General features: G+C 76.6%; 16 protein-coding genes and 1 pseudogene. 8 read left to right on the top strand and 9 right to left on the bottom strand.

Annotated elements, in window-relative coordinates; genetic code table 11:
• Window positions 1-111 precede the first annotated feature (111 nt).
• Entirely contained in the window at window positions 112-1,302 is a 1,191-nt protein-coding gene (locus AB0442_RS11745) for an MBL fold metallo-hydrolase (RefSeq protein WP_366162434.1), read from the top strand.
• A gap of 24 nt (window positions 1,303-1,326) precedes the next feature.
• Here the strand turns inward: AB0442_RS11745 and AB0442_RS11740 are convergent, their stop codons facing one another.
• From AB0442_RS11740 to AB0442_RS11720, 5 genes are all read right to left on the bottom strand, one after another.
• Window positions 1,327-2,256 (bottom strand): DUF389 domain-containing protein, encoded by a 930-nt coding sequence (locus tag AB0442_RS11740; RefSeq protein ID WP_366162330.1) that lies wholly within the window; start codon window positions 2,254-2,256, stop codon window positions 1,327-1,329.
• Between the two features lie 57 nt (window positions 2,257-2,313).
• Window positions 2,314-2,694, bottom strand: a complete 381-nt coding sequence (locus tag AB0442_RS11735) for a hypothetical protein (protein ID WP_366162328.1) — start codon at window positions 2,692-2,694, stop codon at window positions 2,314-2,316.
• 49 nt (window positions 2,695-2,743) lie between these two features.
• The gene (locus AB0442_RS11730; RefSeq protein WP_366162327.1) at window positions 2,744-3,277 is read right to left on the bottom strand and encodes a helix-turn-helix domain-containing protein; all 534 of its coding nucleotides are present in this window, start codon (window positions 3,275-3,277) and stop codon (window positions 2,744-2,746) included.
• Between the two features lie 71 nt (window positions 3,278-3,348).
• On the bottom strand, window positions 3,349-5,952 hold the full coding sequence (locus AB0442_RS11725; RefSeq protein ID WP_366162326.1) for a DUF6493 family protein: 2,604 nt from the start codon (window positions 5,950-5,952) through the stop codon (window positions 3,349-3,351).
• Window positions 5,949-7,325 (bottom strand): SWIM zinc finger family protein, encoded by a 1,377-nt coding sequence (locus AB0442_RS11720; protein WP_366162325.1) that lies wholly within the window; start codon window positions 7,323-7,325, stop codon window positions 5,949-5,951. The genes AB0442_RS11725 and AB0442_RS11720 overlap by 4 nt, the downstream gene beginning before the upstream one ends.
• A 123-nt stretch (window positions 7,326-7,448) precedes the next feature.
• On the opposite strand from AB0442_RS11720, the gene AB0442_RS11715 reads away from it, so the two are divergent.
• From AB0442_RS11715 to AB0442_RS11700, 4 genes and pseudogenes are all read left to right on the top strand, one after another.
• Complete coding sequence (locus tag AB0442_RS11715) at window positions 7,449-8,360, top strand: acyl-CoA thioesterase II (protein WP_363541220.1); 912 nt, start codon at window positions 7,449-7,451, stop codon at window positions 8,358-8,360.
• 48 nt (window positions 8,361-8,408) lie between these two features.
• Window positions 8,409-9,038 (top strand): TetR family transcriptional regulator, encoded by a 630-nt coding sequence (locus AB0442_RS11710; RefSeq protein ID WP_344628313.1) that lies wholly within the window; start codon window positions 8,409-8,411, stop codon window positions 9,036-9,038.
• Window positions 9,039-9,172: 134 nt separating this feature from the next.
• Window positions 9,173-9,976 (top strand): annotated as a pseudogene (locus tag AB0442_RS11705) (Tat pathway signal sequence domain protein); the annotation flags it as partial.
• Complete coding sequence (locus AB0442_RS11700; RefSeq protein ID WP_366162433.1) at window positions 9,956-10,357, top strand: carbohydrate-binding protein; 402 nt, start codon at window positions 9,956-9,958, stop codon at window positions 10,355-10,357. The pseudogene AB0442_RS11705 and the gene AB0442_RS11700, both read left to right, overlap by 21 nt.
• A gap of 12 nt (window positions 10,358-10,369) precedes the next feature.
• Here the strand turns inward: AB0442_RS11700 and AB0442_RS11695 are convergent, their stop codons facing one another.
• Entirely contained in the window at window positions 10,370-11,476 is a 1,107-nt protein-coding gene (locus tag AB0442_RS11695) for a sulfite oxidase (protein WP_366162323.1), read from the bottom strand.
• Between the two features lie 156 nt (window positions 11,477-11,632).
• Between AB0442_RS11695 and AB0442_RS11690 the strand changes: the two genes are divergently transcribed.
• Complete coding sequence (locus AB0442_RS11690) at window positions 11,633-11,818, top strand: hypothetical protein (RefSeq protein ID WP_363541224.1); 186 nt, start codon at window positions 11,633-11,635, stop codon at window positions 11,816-11,818.
• Between the two features lie 79 nt (window positions 11,819-11,897).
• Window positions 11,898-12,104: a cold shock domain-containing protein gene (locus tag AB0442_RS11685; protein WP_363541226.1), complete on the top strand. Its 207-nt coding sequence runs from the start codon at window positions 11,898-11,900 to the stop codon at window positions 12,102-12,104.
• A 30-nt stretch (window positions 12,105-12,134) separates the two neighbouring features.
• Here AB0442_RS11685 and AB0442_RS11680 read toward each other — a convergent pair whose 3' ends face one another.
• Window positions 12,135-13,526, bottom strand: a complete 1,392-nt coding sequence (locus AB0442_RS11680; RefSeq protein WP_366162321.1) for a DUF2398 family protein — start codon at window positions 13,524-13,526, stop codon at window positions 12,135-12,137.
• 238 nt (window positions 13,527-13,764) lie between these two features.
• Between AB0442_RS11680 and AB0442_RS11675 the strand changes: the two genes are divergently transcribed.
• Window positions 13,765-14,472 (top strand): lysoplasmalogenase, encoded by a 708-nt coding sequence (locus AB0442_RS11675; RefSeq protein ID WP_366162319.1) that lies wholly within the window; start codon window positions 13,765-13,767, stop codon window positions 14,470-14,472.
• A gap of 37 nt (window positions 14,473-14,509) precedes the next feature.
• Here AB0442_RS11675 and AB0442_RS11670 read toward each other — a convergent pair whose 3' ends face one another.
• Window positions 14,510-15,070, bottom strand: a complete 561-nt coding sequence (locus tag AB0442_RS11670; RefSeq protein WP_366162318.1) for a hypothetical protein — start codon at window positions 15,068-15,070, stop codon at window positions 14,510-14,512.
• Window positions 15,071-15,228: 158 nt separating this feature from the next.
• The gene (locus AB0442_RS11665) at window positions 15,229-16,032 is read right to left on the bottom strand and encodes an exodeoxyribonuclease III (protein ID WP_344627974.1); all 804 of its coding nucleotides are present in this window, start codon (window positions 16,030-16,032) and stop codon (window positions 15,229-15,231) included.
• Between the last annotated feature and the right edge of the window lie 30 nt (window positions 16,033-16,062).

Genomic DNA, 16,062 nt, shown 5'->3' with positions numbered 1-16,062 from the left:
GCCGTACGGATGTCCCGACGTGGAGGTGCCGTGCCCAGCTCCGTCCCCTGGATCTCCCGCGCAGCCGCCCTCGCCGCACAGTTCGGCACCTCGTTCACCGACGGCGGAGGCATCGGACGACTGCCGCGCCGCACCTGGCACCGGATCCGGACGGACGCCTTCGGCGCCGATCCCACGGGCGAGCGGCTGGAGCGCGTGCGGCGCTCGCCGCAGTTCCGCGACGGAGCCTTCCAGAACCCCGTCCCGACCCGGCGGCTCGCCGACGGGCAGTCGCCGCTCTCGGTCAGCCGGGCCCAGCTCGCCGGCGACCGGGCCCGCCGGCTGCCGGCCGCCCCCGTCCCGCTGCACCCGCTGCACCCGATCGACCTGGCCGCGCCGCCCGCCTCCGGCCTGCGGCTGACCTGGCTCTGCCACGCCACCGTGCTCGCCGAGCTGGACGGCCGCCGGGTGCTGTTCGACCCGGTTTGGGGCGAGCGCTGCTCGCCGTTCTCCTGGACGGGCCCCAAGCGGCTCCACCCGATGCCGATCGGCCTCGCCGAACTCGGCCCGGTGGACGTGGTGGTGGTCTCGCACGACCACTACGACCACCTCGACATGCCGACGATCAAGGCGCTGGACGCGAGCGGCGCGGTGTTCGCCGTCCCGCTCGGGGTGGGCGCGCACCTGGAGCACTGGGGCGTGCCGCCGGAGCGGATCGTGGAGCTCGACTGGTGGGAGTCGGCCGAGGTGGCGGGGCTGACCCTGACCGCCACGCCGGCCCGGCACTACTGCAGCCGCGGGCCGCGCACCCACCCGTACGCGCTCTGGGCGTCCTGGGTGGTGGCCGGCTCCGGGCACCGGCTGTTCCACAGCGGGGACACCGGCTACTTCCCCGGCTTCGCCGAGATCGGCGGCCGGCTCGGACCGTTCGACGCGACGATGGTGCAGATCGGCGCGTACAGCGACTTCTGGCCCGAGGTGCACATGACGCCCGAGGAGGGCGTGCGGGCGCACCTGGACCTGGACGGCGGGCTGATGCTGCCGATCCACTGGTGCACCTTCAACCTGGCGCCGCACCCGTGGGAGGAGCCGGCCGAGCGGACGGTGGCGGCGGCGCAGGCGCTGGGCGTGCGGTTCGCGGTGCCCCGCCCGGGTGCGCCGTTCGAGCCGGCCGACCCGCCGGCGCCGACCCTGTGGTGGCGGGCGGTCGCCCGGGTGCCCGGGGACGGCGGCCCGACCGTGCCCACGGCCCCGGCCGCTCCGGCGCCGTCCACGTCCCGCCGCCCCGCGGCGACCGCGGACGACGACGGGATCACCGTCTGAGGACGGGGCCGGACGGGCGGGCGCTCAGCCGCGGGCCCGGACGGCCTTCCAGGCGACGTTCTGGACCACCAGGGTCGCGACACCCGCGATGACGATGCCCAGCATGTTCAGCAGGAGCTGCACCGCCGAGCCCCGGCCCTGCGCGAAGTCGCCGTAGGCCACCGCGGCGGCGGCGTTGGCGGCGGCCGGCACGGTGGTCACCGAGATGGCGACCCCGACCAGTGCACCGGCCTTCGCCGAGGTCAGCGAGAGCAGTCCGGCGACGCCGGCCAGCAGCGCCACCACGAAGGAGGTGGCGTCCGGCTTCCAGATGAACGAGGTGTTCGGCCTGCCGGCCTCGAACATCTCCTTGGTGAACAGTCCCCACTGGTCCATCAGGAAGCAGAAGCCCACGGTCAGCGCCATGGCGACCGCGAACCCCACCACCAGGGCGTTGAGCGACCGCAGGGCCGGCCGGCCGCGGCGCTGCACCAGGGCCACGCACAGCCCGGCCAGCGGGCCGAACTCCGGCCCGACCGCCATCGCGCCGACGACCAGGATCGCGCTGTCCAGGACGGCGCCGCAGGCCGCGAGCATGGTCGCCACCGTCAGGAAGGCCAGATAGACGGCGGTGAGGGTGGACTCCTCATGGGTGATCTCCGAGACCGACTCCCAGACGAGCGCGTCGGCGCCCTCGCCGGGCGCCTCCTCCTCGGCCCGGTCGGCGGCGGCGGAGATCGTCAACGCGACCTCCTCGACGTTGATCGCACCGCGCTCGGCCAGCCCGGTGGCCCGCAGGGCGCCGAGGAGCTCGTCCGCGGCCTCACGAGCCACGTCGCAGAGCACGACGTCGCCCTCCGGGCGGACCGCCGTGTCCGGCAGGACGATCACGTGGGTCGCCCCCACGCAGGCGTCGAGCGCCTGCAGGACGCGGTCGCGCAGGTCGGTGGGGACGATCAGACGCAGGTGAAGCACGGACGCTCCGGAGGTGCGGGCCGGTCGGACGCGCCCACCCTAGGGCCCGTGCGGGGCTCAGGCCCGGTCGGGGCGGGCGGCGGCGTGGGCGCGCATCGCGGCCTCGACCAGGGCGACGGCGGCGCGCGGGTCGGCGACCTCGACCACCAGGCGGCTGTAGCGCTCGTCGGCGAGTTCCACGACGACGGCCCCGGCCGGGTTGTGCACGTCCCAGAACACCCACTCGCCCTGGGAGCGGAAGGTCCCGGCGGTTATCACGCCGGGCAGGTGGGTGCCGCCCATCCTGATGCCCTTGGACTCGTGGACGATGCCGGGGTCGGCGGTGGCGCCGCGGACGTTCGCCAGCGGGATCTCCAGACGGCTCCTCAGCGCCCAGAGCTTGTCGAGTCCTTCGACCTCGACGATCAGGGTGTCGCCGACGACGGACAGCTGTGCCATCTGATGGCTCCTCGGGTGGGGTGAAGCGTGCGGGGACGGGTGCGGGTGGTCAGCGGGTGAGGCGGTCGGCCAGCGCCAGGACGGCGGCCGCGCCCGGGCGGCCCTCGGCTGCGCGGCCGCGCAGCCGCACGCCGAGCACGGTGGCGGCCAGCGCCTCGGCCAGCGGCGGCGCGGCGCCGTCGCCGAGCACCCCGGCGAAGGCGGCCTCCAGCGCGGCGAGCCCTTCCTCGACCAGGGCGGCCGTGTCCGGGTCGAGCGGGGCCCGCTCGGCGGCGGAGAGCAGCAGCAGCCCGGCCGCCGGCCCGCTGTCGTACGCGGCGGCGGCCTGTGCCAGGGCCGCGGGCAGGTCCGCTGCCCCGGCGACCGCCCGGGTGAGCGGCAGCACGTCCCGGTCGAGGTGGCGGCGGAGCGCGGCCAGGTAGAGGCCGCGCTTGCTGCCGAACGCCTTGTAGAGGCTGCCCCGGTGGACGCCGAGCGCGCCCACCAGGTCGTCCACCGACGTGCCCTCGAAGCCGTGCGCGGCGAACAGCCGGGCAGCGGCCTCGACGGCCTCGTCCTCGTCGAAGGCGCGTGGTCGTCCCATGCCCGGAACGTTAGCGAGTTGAAGAACGGTCAGTCAAGAACGATCGTTCAACAATCGGGGGGACGGCCGGGTCAGCCCGCCAGCACCTCCTGCAGGGCGGCCGCCTCGCGGACGGCCCGGGAGCTGCCGCCCCGCGCGGCCAGGGCCGTGACCTCGGGGATCGGGCCGCGGGCGGCGCAGCGGCGGGCGCAGTCGGCGGCCACCGCCAGCAGCTCGCCGACGCCGCGCGGCGGTTCGCCCGCCAGCAGCCGGGGCAGGGCGGCCACGAGGACCGACCAGACGGTGCCGTGGGCGCCGGTGTCGGCGGCGACGCGCAGCGACTCGGTGAGGCGGTTGGGCTTCACCGGGCCGAGGGCGACGAGTTCGGCGCTCTCGCGGCCGAGCAGGGCGCCGTCCAGGTCGCCGCGGGCAGCGAGCACCAGCAGGGCGTCGACGGCGGCGGTGCGGTCCTCCGGGTGCCGGGCGCCGAGGCCGTAGGCCAGGGCCAGGTGGATCGCGGGGCCGGCCGGGCCGCCGGCCTCGGCGAGGGCGGGGAGCAGGTCGGCGCCGCCCCGCACGTCGAGGTCCGCCGCGGAGGCGAAGCGCTCCATGAGGCGGGCGGCGGTCTCCTCCCGGTGGTGCGGCAGGATCGCCGTCCACTGCTCACGGGCGGGCGGGGTCCACCAGACGTCGCGCCGTCGGAGGTGCCGGTCGGCGGTGTCGAGCAGCCGTTCGGCGTCCTCGGGCAGACCGGCGCCGGCGGCCTCCTGGTCGATCAGGCGGCGGGTGGTGGAGAGCCGTCGGCCGTCCCGTCCGCGCCCGCCGGAGGGCGCCCGCACCACGGTGGGACGGCGCGGGAGGCCGCCCTCGCGCAGCCAGCCGGCCAGCCGGTCGCCGGCCGGGGTGCCGACGGCCGCGGCGGCCGCGATCACCGCGGGCTCGGTGGTCGGCGCCACCCGCAGCAGGGCCTGCCCGAGGTCGACCGGGCCCGGGTCGGCACCGAGCGCGGCGTACCCGGCGAGCCGTTCGACCAGGACGACGGGGTCGATCGATCCGGTGGAGTCGGTCGGGGCGGCCAGCAGGTACGGCAACGGGCGGGTGACCAGCCGCAGGACGGCCTCCTCCAGCCGGGCGGCGGTCTGCTGGTCGAAGGGCGTGGACCAGGCGGTGCGGAAGCTGCCGTGCCGGTACGAGCGGTCGGCGACCTGGCGGGCCCGGTCGACGGTCATCCGGCCGGCGGCGGCCTCGGCGATCAGCCCGAGGTCCCGCGCGTGGGGGTGGGCCCTCAGCACCGGGTCCAGGGCCTCGGCGAGGGCGGCGCGGTCGGTGTGCGCGTGCCGGACGAGCCCGTCCAGGACGCGCTCCCAGGGGACGAGGCCGGTGTCCCCGGCGAGCACCGCGCCGAGCTCCTCGGCGAGTTCGGCCGGGGTGGCGATCGGGGCGGGCACCGGCCGGGGCTGCGGCGGGGGCGGCAGCAGCTCCCGGTACTCCTCGGCCTGCACCTCGGCGCCGAACAGCTCGGCGGCGCGCCGGTGGTGGGCCGGGTCGAGCTGTTCGGCGGCGGCCCGCAGCTCGGGGAGGACGGCGGTGCCGGCTGCGGTCAGGTGCCGGGCGACCACCTTGAGCGCCTGCTCCTGGAGGGTGCGGTCGGGGTGGCCGAAGGCGCCGGCCGCGGCGAGGACCACCGGCCCGGCCCGGTGGGGCGCGGTGCGGGCGGCCCGGTCGAGCCAGCCGAGCTGGGCGCGGACGAGCTTCTTCTCCGTCCGGAACAGCACGGTGGGGCTCGCCTCGTCGAGCACCTCGGGGTCGAGCCGGCCGGCGGCGTCCAGCGAGGCGAGCACCTCCTGGGCCAGGGCGGCCGTGGTGGACGGGCCGGAGAGCAGCGCCAGCAGGGTGCGGGCCCGCTCGGCGTACTCGTCGGCGGTGGGGGCCAGCGCCCGCAGGACCGTCAGGTAGGTCCGGTGGTCGTTGGGGCGGCCGCCGCCGCGCAGCAGCCGGGCGAGGCAGCGGTCGAGCAGGTCGGCGCGGTCGAGGACGCCGTCGGCGGCCAGCCGGGCGAGGACGGCGGGCCAGCGCTCGGAGTCGTCCCGGGCGACCCAGGGGCCCTCCAGTTCGCCGGCGAGGTCGGGCACCTCGAAGACCCGCGGGGCGAGCACCGGGGTGAACGGGTCGGTGGCCAGCCGGGCGTGCAGGTCGCGGCCGGGCGGCAGGTCGCCGAAGGCGCGGTGGCGCGGTTCGGGCCGGGACCGCTCGCGCACCCACTGGGTGGTGAAGGAGTCGGTCGCGGGCACCGGGCTGCCGGTGGAGCGGACGAGGTACTCGAGCAGCGGGAAGTGCTCGGACCAGCCCCAGCCGGGTGCCCTGCGCTCGGCGAGCCGGGCGGTGACGACCTGCCGCCACTCGACGGGCTGACGTTCGATCACCTCGACGAGCAGCGGGTTGCGCCAGCCGGCGCGGTCCTCGAAGACCCGGCTGCCGATCCACTCGGCGGCCGCGGTGGGCGAGGTGTGGCAGCCGGCGCCTGCCACCAGCAGGGCCGTCCACCGGTCCGGGGAGCCGGACCAGCTGTCCCGCAGCTCCTTGCGGAGGGCGCGCAGCGCGGGCACCTCGGCGCGGCGCTGCTCGGGGGCGAGCTCGGCGAGGGCGGCGGCGACGGCCGCGGTGTCTCCCTTGCGGGCGAGGTCGGCGACGCTCATCGCGCGGCCTCCGGCTGTCCGGCGCGGACCAGGCCGACCGCGAGCACGTGCTTGCACGGCCCGCGCCCGCCCCGGTACTTCGCCCACCAGAGGCAGGTGCAGCCGAGCTGTCCGTCGGCGCCGGTGCGCACCCGCTGCACGTGGTCGCCGACGGTGACCTCGGCGAGGCCGTCGCCGAGCCGGACGGCGCCGGCGGCAACCAGCGCCCGGGCGGCCCGCAGCCGCGGGTTGTGCGCCTCGGCGCGCCCGGCGTCGTACGGCAGCACGCGGTGGAAGTGGGCGGCGTCGGCGGGGTCGTAGCCGATCTGGCCGGCGGTGCCGAGCCGGGTGAGCGCCGCGCGGACCCGCCCGACGGTGAGCCCGGACTGGGCGGCGAGTTCGGCCGGGTCGATCCTGGGCTCCCAGGCGAGCAGGGTGGCGATCAGCTCGGCGTCCTCGGCGGAGCCCTCGGCGGCGAGGGCGGTGAGCACCCCGCCCTCGCCGGAGAAGCCGCGCGAGGCGTCGGGCGAGAGCGTGAGGGTGAGCCGCATCCCGGGCAGCACCACCTCCCAGGCGGAGGCGGCGGACGCACCGGGGGCCGCCGCGGCGGGCGGGCCGTAGACCCGCAGGCCGAGGGCGTGCCGCAGCACCCGCTGCAGGGCGGCGAGCCGCTCGGGGCCGGGCAGGCAGACGGCGCCGGGCACCGGGCGGCTGGTCGGGCGCAGGGTGCGTCCGGCAGGCACGACCCAGCCGGTGGTGGAGCCGCGGCCGCCGGTGCGGGGCAGGGTGCGCAGGAAGCGGACGGCCTCGGCGGCGGGCAGGTCGGCGCGCAGGTCGAAGCCGGCGGTGAGCACCTGGGTCTCGGCGAAGCCGCGCAGCCAGCGCTCGGGCAGCGGGACCTTCTTCTCGACCATCGGGCCGTCGAGGGTGGTGACCTCCAGTGCGTCGGGGCCGACGGCCAGGTGCAGCGGCTCGCCGGCGCCGATCCGGCTCAGGCCCTCGCGGAGCGGGTTGTTGACGTCGACGTTGGTGGTGCCGTGGCCGGGGTCGTCGCCGTCCAGGCCGTCGGCGAGGACGTCGAGGCGGGCGTGCACGCCGCAGCAGCCCGAGAAGGACTCGAAGCGCAGCCGGTCGCCGCCGGCGGTGACCACCGGGTCGAGGGAGGCGCGCAGCTGCGGCTGGTAGTAGCGGGCGGCGGCGACGTCGGCCACCGCGAGGAGGGCGGCCGCGGCGGCCGCGGGCGAGGTCAGGAAGCCGCTGAAGAACCGCGGGTTGGCGGTGGCCCCGAGCGGGCCGGCGCCGCCGGAGGTCTCCAGGGCGAGGGTGCGCCCGGCGGTGTTCTGGTGCACCGCGGAGGGGCGCAGGTAGGCGTACGTCTGCACGGCTTGCGTCATGGCGAGGACGCTAGGTGCGGGGACTGACAGGCCATCGCTTATGGAACACGTTCTACTCCCCCGACGCACCACGGGTAACCCAGGTCACACCGCGCTGCGGGGGCGATCTGCCAGTATGGGGCGGTGAACGACGCCATGGACCAGGGGATGCCGGCCGACGACCAGGTGGCCCCGTTCGTCGAACTGCTGCGGATCGAGGAACTGGACGAGAACCTGTTCCGTGGTCGGTGCCATGCCGGCGCGCCGATGCGCGCCTTCGGCGGCCAGGTGGCCGCGCAGGCGCTGACCGCGGCCGGGCGGACGATCGGCGCGGAGCGGTCGGTGCACTCGCTGCACGGCTACTTCCTGCGGCCCGGCGACCCGACCCGGCCGATCGTCTACCAGGTGGACCGGGTCAGGGACGGCTCCTCGTACGCGACCCGCCGGGTGACGGCGGTTCAGCGCGGCGAGGCGATCTTCACCATGTCGGCGTCGTTCAAGCGCCCGGAGTCCTCGACGGAGCGGCAGCGCACGATGCCGCCGGTGCCGGGGCCGGAGGAGCTGCCGGACCCGTTCGTGGCCTGGGAGCGGGCGAACCCGGAGGACTTCGCGAAGTCGACCGGCTTCCGTGCGCTGGAGATGCGCTTCCTGCCGGCCGACGCGCCCGGGATGCCGGCCGAGCTCCCGGGCGTGCCGCAGCAGTTCGTCTGGCTGCGGACGGGCACCCCGCTGCCGGACGACGACCCGCTGCTGCAGGTCTGCGCGCTCACCTACCTGTCCGACCTGACGCTGGCCTCGACCACGGCGCTGCACCTGGAGCCGCACCGCTTCGGGCGGAAGGAGCCGCGGCGCACCCTGCTGGCCTCGCTGGACCACGCGATGTGGTTCCACCGCCCGTTCCGGGCCGACGAGTGGCTGCTGTTCGCGCAGCGCAGCCCCTCGGCCTCGGACGGGCGGGGTCTGGCGCTCGGCGAGTTCTACAACCGGGACGGCCTGCTGGTGGCCTCGGCGGTGCAGGAGACGCTGCTGCGGGAGGCGCGCGCGACCCGTCCGTGACCGATCGCGTCATACCCGTGCGGGACCCCGGGCCCTATCATGGTGAAGGTGACCAAGGTTGACCTGTCACCCCGTCCGGTGGAGGCGATGTCGCCCCGTCAGCTGGAACGCCGCGGGAACCTGATCGCGGCCGCGCTCGCGCTGGTGACCGAGATCGGCGTCGAGCGGCTGCAGATGCGCCAGGTGTCCGAGCGCTCGGGGGTCGCCCTCGGGACGACCTACCGCTACTTCTCGTCCAAGGACCACCTGCTCGCGGCAGCGATCGCGGAGTGGCACCACTCGCTGCTGACCGACCTGGTGGGTGAGGCGCGCGGCCGCCGGGCCGGGCTCACGGCCAGCGACCGGATGGTGCGCTTCGTCCGGCACGGCATGCGCGCCTACCAGCGGCAGCCCGAGCTGGCCCGGCTGCGGGTGTCGGTGGCGGCGTCCACCGATCCGTTCGCCAGCGAGGCGCTGCAGGCGATGGCGAAGGCGGACGGTGCGGCGCTGCGCGCGGTGATGTCCGAGGTGCCGCCGAGCACGGGGGACGTCGTGCGGCACATCGTGGGGCACGCCTGGCAGGGCGAGCTGACGGCCTGGGTGACCGGCCGGACCACCCTGGACGACGCCCGCCGGCGGCTGGAGGACGTGGTGCGGCTGGTGCTGACGCCGTACGAGGCGGCCGATCCGGCGGCCTGACGGCGAGTCTTAAATCGGGCGTAAGCGTTCCTGACGTTGCTTGACCGCGGCCCGGCGCGCCCCGACGCTGGACGGACTCCGCCCCGGCCAGCCCCGGGACCCCCGCCGCGCGCCCGACCATCAGGAGCCCTGTCATGAACACGCCTTCACGCCGGCTGCTGCTCGGCGCCGCGCTCGGCGGCGCCGCCTCCGCCGGGCTCCAGATAGCCGCCCGCGGCGAGACCCCGGCCGCCCCGTCGGTCTCCGGCTGGCAGCTGCGCTGGTCGCCCTCCCCCGCCTTCGACGGACTGCGCGCCTTCGAGACCGTCGAGGACGACCGGGCCGGCTCGCACCCGTCCGCCCGGCCGCACATCACCACCGACGGCGACGCGTACCGCTGGACGATGCACACCGTCGACCGGGACTCCGCCACCGACCGGCAGCGCCACGAGGTCACCGGGATGCGCAGTCCGGCGGGCGGCCCGCCGCTGGAGTGGCGGGCCGGCGAGACCTGGCGGACCACCTACGCGGTGTACGTCCCGTCCTCGCTCCGGGCGACCACGACCTTCACCCACATCATGCAGATGAAGCAGCCCGGCAACGGCACCGCGCCGATCGTGGTGCAGTCGCTGCGGCGGGTCGGCGGCAGGGAGACGGTCGAACTCGCCCTGCCGCAGTCCGGGGTGGTGGTCGGCCGGACCGACCTGGCGGCGCTGCACGACCGCTGGGTCGACGTGGACTTCCGGATCAGGATCGGCGACGGTTCGAAGGGCACGGTCCGCTGGATCCTGCGCAGCGGCGGGACGACCCTGGTCGACGCGGCGAAGGAGGGTGTGGACACCTTCCTCGCCGACCGGGTCCGCCCCAAGTGGGGCATCTACCGCTCGCTCGGCGACACCTCCGGCTCGCTGCAGGACTGCCACCTGCTGATCCGGTCGATGCGCGGCTACCAGCTGGTCCCCGGCCCGTCCGGGACCTACCGGGCCGAGGAGGCCGTGCTGCGGCGGGGACGGCTGGAGACCGACCCGTCCGGGACGTCCTGGGCGTCCTTCGACGGCGGTGCCGGGGCCGGGGCCGAGTGGACGGTCGAGGCGGGCGCCCCGGCCGCCGCCACCCTCTCGCTGCGCTACGCCAACGGCGGTGCCGCCGACCGGCCGATGGACGTCGCCGTCAACGGCAGCCGGGTGGTCGCCGCACGCGCCTTCCGGCCCACCGGCGGGTGGGACCGCTGGGAGACGGTGGCGCTGCCGGTGACCCTGCGGCCGGGGCCCAACACCGTCCGGGTCACCGCCGTCGGTGCCGCGGGCGCGCCGCGGCTGGAGCGGATCGCACTCGGCTGACCCGCGTCGCCCTCAGACCACTTCCACCGGGTGCACCACGACCGCGTCGAAGAGGTAGCCCTCGCGGTTGAACGGCGCCTCGGCGCCCTGGGTGCGGCCGAGCAGGTCGGTGGCGCGGGCGCGCAGCCCGTAGCGGCCGGGCGCCGCGGGCCGCCAGTCCAGCGCCCAGCGCCGCCAGCCGTACCGGCTCGGCGGGTCGAGCAGCTCGGCCGTCCGCCAGACGCGGCCGCCGTCGGTGCTCACCTCGACGGCGCGGACGGCGGCCGCCCCCGACCAGGAGCGGCCGCGCAGCCGGTGGGTGCGGCCGGCGGCCAGCACCGCCCCGGGCGCCAGCTCGAAGGCGCTCTTGACGGACTGCCGGGTGAGCGCCGGACCGCCGTCCGCCGGCTGCCCGGGGCCGAACAGCCGGTAGAACTCGGTGCTCCACGGCGACTCCAGCGGCCGGTCCGAGACCTCCAGGGACCCGAGCCACTTGACCGAGGCCACCCCCACCCAGCCCGGTACGACCAGCCGGGCGGGCGCCCCGTGATCGGGCGGCAGCGGTTCCCCGTTCATCCCGTACGCGACGAGCACGTCCTCCAGGGCCTTGGCGAGCGGCAGCGGGCGGCGCACCCGGCCGAGGTTGCGGCCGCCCACCCGGTACTCGGGGTCGAGGCCCACCGCCAGCACGTCCACCGCCGCCGGGCCGAGGCCCGCCCGTTCCAGCAGCACGCCGAGCGGGACGCCGTGCCAGGCCGCCATGCCGACGCCGCCCAGCCCCCAGGCGGTGCCCGGGGCGGGGGTGCCCTGCTGCTCGGCCCAGAACCGGCGGCCGTTTCCCGCGCACTCGAGCACCGCGTCCAGCGTGGTCGCGGGCAGGGCGTGCAGGTCGGCGAGGGAGAAGACCGCGTCCGGGCCGCGCAGCCCGCTGCCGTGCACCCGCAGCCGCCAGGTGTCCGGGTCGATCCGCGGGGTGCGGGTGTGGTTGCGGACGAAGAACCGCTCGTTCGGGGTGTGCGGGCCGGGGCCGGTGGGCGCGTCCCAGCGCATCTCGGCGTTGCCGTCGTGCGGCACGAACCACTCCGGGGGCAGCGGCTTGACGATCCCGCGGCCCCCTCCGTCGGACGTTCCGGGGATCACGGCTCCACGGTAGTACTCCGGACGGGTGCGGGCAGCCGACCGCGGCTCCCGCACGGACCGGCCCTGACCTGCGATGACGGACTAGACGTCGATCTTCCGCCGGGACTTCACCCGGTTGTGGCCGGCCTTTCACACCGGTCTGCCACGCTCCGGGGCATGATCGCACCATCCGCCCCGATTCCCCCGCGGGACACCCGCTTCCCGCTCCCCCGCCGCCACCGGCGGTGGCTGGCCTGCGCGGCCGTCGCCGCGTCGGTCGCGCTCGGCACCCTCGGCGTGGCCGCCACCGCGGAGACCGTCCGGCACCACCAGCGCACCGAGGCGGTGCAGGCGGCCCGCTGAGCCGATCAAGTGGTGCCGGGCGGGCCTGCGGCCGATACTGCCGTCATCGACACCGACCCCTGAGCGAGGGGGTGGTCCCATGGCCACCGGCACTGTCAGGACGTACTACCGCGGCCACGGCTACGGCTACATCAAGCCCGACGACGGCGGGCCGGAGCTGACCGTCTACTACGACTCCATCGTCGACGCCCCCGAGCACGTGCTGGCCGACGGCCAGCGGGTGGAGTACGACGTCACCGTCCAGGAGTTCCGCGAGGTCGCCGAACACGTCCGCGCCGTGGAGTGAGGAGCCCGCTCCGCCGCCCCGGGCCGGGCGTCAGTCGCTGCGGGAGTGGCGGCCGCCGCCGGGGGCGGGGTGGAGTTCGGCCTGCGGGGCGTAGCGGGCGGCGGGGGCGCGGAGCACCCAGTTGCGGCCGGCCGGGGCGATCAGCTGCATCCGGTGCAGCAGGCCGAGCACGTCGCGGCGCAGGGCCGTGCGGTCGGCGAGGTAGTCGCACTCGGGCTGTTCGGGCAGCCCGTGGTCGTCGGTGACGTCTCCGAGGGCGCCGTCTATCAGCGCGTCGGGGACGAGGACGGCCGGCGGGGCGGCCTCCTCGGGCAGCGGGCGGAGCTCCTCCACCAGGCGTTCGGCGACCAGCAGTGCGATGCGGGCGAGCGGCCCGTCGGCGAGGTCGGAGAGTTCGTCGGCGGGGTCGAGCAGGGCCATGCCCTCGGCGCGTATCTCCGCCTCCAGCCCGAGGAAGTCGGCGAACAGCTCGGCCTCGGCGGTCAGCCGGCCGAGCAGCCAGGCGCGTTCCGGGGCGGCGAGTTCGTCGGTGAGGACGACCGGGTTCTCGGCGAGCAGCCGGCGGACGGCCAGCGCCGGGGTGCCGGCCGGCCCGACCGCGGGCGGGGCCGGAGCGGCGAGCAGGGCGCGGGCGAGCTCGCGGTCGAGCGCGAGGCCGCCGTCGGGTCCGGCGGTGGCGACCTGCCAGTCCGTCAGCAGCGCGGGCACTTCGGGCCGTTCGAGGTCGGGCACCCGCCGGTCGGCGATCGCGCCGAGGGCGAGGACGAGGGCCGCGTACCCGTCGGGCCCGAAGCCGGACACGGCGCGGTCGGCCAGCGGGGCCTTGTGCAGCCGGGCGTGGGCGGGGCCGACGGTGAGGGGGTAGCCGAGAAGTTCGCCGAACCGTTCCGTCAGCCAGTCGGCGTGACGGAGGATCAGCGGGAAGCCGGCACCGTGCGGGCCGTCGGGGGTGACCAGCGGGTGGGCGAGCAGCAGCCGGGCCGCGGTGCGGCGCTCGCCCGCGGCGGCGCCCTGCACGGCGGCCCGGGTGCGGTCGGGCCGACGGTGCCGGCCGGGGGCGGCGGGGGCCGGGACGCGTCCGGGCGGGGTGTCGGGGCGGGCGCGGCGCAGTCCGCGGGGCCGGGCGGCCGAGGCGGCCCGGTGGACCGTCGGTCCGTGCCACCAGCTGGTGCCGGCGGCCTGGCCGTGCGGGTCGGCGGGACGGCCGCCGAGGTGCCGGGCCGGGTAGAGCCCGAAGACGGCGGTGAACAGCCGGTGCGCGTCCGCCTCGTCGGCGTCGGCGAAGCGCCGGGCCAGCAGCTCGGCCTGCGGGTACGCACCGGTGAGCGCGTGGGCCGTGAGCTGCCCCGCCCCGCCCATGCGCCCGTCCGCCACGCCGCCGGCCACCCCGCGGGCGCCGGTCGCGTACTCGTGCTGCTCCATGTCGGAGCCCAGCCTAGACGGTGCCCGGGGCCGGACGGCACGCCTCCGCCGGCCGGTCGGGCAACCGCCGCTACGGGCGGGTAACCTCCCCCTTCCGCCGCTGCCCGGCGTCCCCTAGGGTCCTCGCATGCCGAACCTGTCCGACGTCGCGCGGTCGTCCGTACCCGCCTTCGCGCTGCTCACCGTCGTGGCATCCTGATCGTCTTCGACCGGCCGAGAGCCCGGAGGGCACCCCCGCATGACCGTCTCCGCACGACTGCGCGCCGCGCGCGGCCTCGTCACCGCCTTCGCCGCCACCTCGGCGGCCCACCTGGGGGCGATCGCCACCGGCGCCACCGTGCTGCAGAACGCCACCAAGCCGGCCCTGATGCCGCTGCTGGCCGCGCACAGCCTGGCCTCCGCGGAGCGGGCGCCGAAGCTGCTGGCGCCGGCCCTGCTGGCGAGCGGCGCGGGCGACGTGCTGCTGCAGCTGGGCGGGGACACCGCCTTCCTGGCCGGGATGGGCTCCTTCGCGGCGGCGCACGTCGCGTACGTGACGATGTTCGCCGGGCAGGGCGCGTTCACGGACCGGCGGCGGACCCTGCTGGTGGCCGCGGGCTACGCGGCGGCCTGGGCGGCGATGATCTCCCAGCTCTGGCCGGACCTCGGCGGGCTGCAGATCCCGGTGGCGGCGTACAGCCTGCTGCTGGCGTCCACCGCGGTCTCCTCGGCCGGGCTGGGGCTCGCGACGGGGATCGGCGGCGGCCTCTTCCTGCTGTCGGACAGCCTGATCGCCGTCCGGCTGGCCGGCTGGAAGCTGCTGCCCGGCCACGACGTGCTGGTGATGGCGACCTACATCGCAGCGCAGTACCTGCTGGCGCGCGGTGCGCTGCGGGCCGAGGAGGCCCGGACGGAGCCGCGGGCCATCGACGGAGCCGACGCGGCACGACTCGGCGCCCCGGCCTGATCGGACGGGGCGCCGGGCGGGCGGGCACTGGCCGGCATCAGGACTGCGGGGCGCGGCGCCGCAGCAGCCAGAAGCCGCCGAGGCCGGCGGCGACCAGCACCCCGCCGGTGGCCAGCTCCCGGGGACTCGTGCCGGTGACCGAGCCGCCGACGCCGGTGGCCACGCTGCCGTGCGGCTCGGGCGCCGCGGTGCCGTGGCCGGCCGGGGTCAGCGGGGCCAGCACGCCGACGGTGCCGGTGAACGCGTCGCCGTTGGGGCACTTGCCGTCGACGCCCCAGGAGGCGGGCTTCTCGGTGACCTGCTCGGTGAGGGTGAGCTCGGTCGCCGAGAGCAGCGCGATGCTGCCGGTGTAGGTGCCGTTCGGGCCCGCGGTCAGCGTGACGGTGCCGCCGGTGAACGCCTTCGAGCTGGCGGTGATGGTCTTCGTCGTGCTGCCCGGGCAGACCACGTTGACGGTGACCTTCTCGCCGGGGGCGGCCTGCGCCGGAGTGACCTTGGCCGGTTCGGGCCCCTTCGCGGGCGCGGCGTGCGCGGTCGGCACGGCGAGGGCGAGCAGGGCGGTCGTGCCGAGGACGGCGGCGGTACGCGGGATGCGCATGCCGGACCTCCAGGTTCTCGGATGCGGCCGGGGGCGGGGTCGCCCCGTGGTCGGTCGGCTGCACCCGGTCACGCCCGACGCTAGGCAGCACCGCCCCGCGCGGCCACCGCACGCGACCGTTCGGGTTCGCACCGTCACTGCGGGTGCGGACCGCCGCCTCAGACCTCCAGGTCGACCACGACCGGGGCGTGGTCCGAGGTGCCCTTGCCCTTGCGGGCCTCGCGGTCGACGTAGCTGTCGGTGACGGCGTCGGCGAAGGCCTTGTTCGCCAGCGTCAGGTCGATCCGCATGCCGCGGTTCTTCGGGAAGGCGAGCTGGCGGTAGTCCCAGTAGGTGTACGGGCGGTCGTACTTGAGCGGGCGGGGCACGACGTCCTGTAGGCCGGCCTCGTGGAGGGCGGCGAGCGCGGCCCGCTCGGGCTCGGTGACGTGGGTCAGGCCGGCGAAGGCCGCCGGGTCGAAGACGTCCTCGTCGCTCGGGGCGATGTTGAAGTCGCCGAGCACCGCGAACGGGCGCTCGCCGGCCGCGTCCTCCAGGACGGACTGCCGCAGCGTCTCCAGCCAGGCCAGCTTGTAGCGGTAGTGCGCGTGGTCGACCTCGCGGCCGTTCGGCACGTACACCGACCAGACCCGGACGGGGCCGCACGTGGCGCCGATCGCGCGCGGCTCGACCTCGGGCAGCAGCGCGTCGTCCGCCTGGTAGCCGGGCTGCTCGGGCAGGCCGCGGACGACGTCCTCCAGGCCCAGCTTGGACAGCACCGCGACGCCGTTCCAGCGGCCGCTGCCGTGCGCGGCGGTCTCGTAGCCGAGTGCCCGGACCTCCTCGTGGGGGAAGGCGTCCGCGGCGCACTTGAGCTCCTGCAGGCAGAGCACGTCGGGGGCGGCGCTCTCCAGCCACTCCAGGAGCTTGGGCAGCCGTGCGGTGACGGAGTTGATGTTCCAGGTGGCGATGCGGACGGTCACGGCGGGCGGCCTCCCCGGTGGTACGGGCTC

Origin of the sequence: Kitasatospora sp. NPDC085895, assembly GCF_040702125.1 — a bacterium.
Lineage (GTDB): Bacteria > Actinomycetota > Actinomycetes > Streptomycetales > Streptomycetaceae > Kitasatospora > Kitasatospora arboriphila.
Note: the sequence above shows the minus strand (reverse complement) of the source record. Positions and strands in the feature narration are given on the sequence as shown.